Annotated in this window: 1 protein-coding gene; it reads left to right on the plus strand. The window is 36.6% G+C overall.

Going from position 1 to position 544, the window contains the following annotated elements:
• Positions 1 to 213 precede the first annotated feature (213 nt).
• Positions 214 to 544 (plus strand): cation:dicarboxylate symporter family transporter (locus tag ACS8FD_RS23850; RefSeq protein ID WP_439277671.1); only part of this gene is annotated, 331 nt, incomplete at its 3' end.

The following is a 544-nucleotide window of genomic DNA, read 5'->3' on the forward strand; positions in this document are numbered from 1 at the left end:
GTCATATCAATGATTATATATGACTTAGATGAGAAAAAAATCTTGCAGTGCCCCTAACAATTCTTTTATATTGTCCACCGAAACACGAGACTAAAAAGAATTTAGGCGTAACAGGGCTTTTAATGTGATTGATAATGATGACTATGATATTAGTCATACTGATTTAATCATTAGTTTTATTGCCAAAAGTTACGTATACCAAGGATATAAGTTATGTGGAAAAATATGGGACTGACAGGCAAGATTATTGTTGCCATGGTACTCGGTATTATACTGGGTTTATTTTTGAACTATTCCGGACTCAACGCTGAAGGCAGCTTTGTTAATACCTATGTGACCAATGGCTTTTTTGCCATTATTGGTAAGCTGTTCGTCAACTCGCTAGAAATGCTGGTGGTACCTTTAGTATTAATCTCACTTATTTGCGGTGTTTGCGGTATTGGTGATATTCGCTTACTTGGCCGTATTGGTACCAAAACTTTTCTTATTTATATGATGACGACAGCCTTAGCGATTGCGACTGCGATTGGGCTTGGTATTTTGT

It is taken from the genome of Psychrobacter sp. 1U2, from assembly GCF_051847575.1.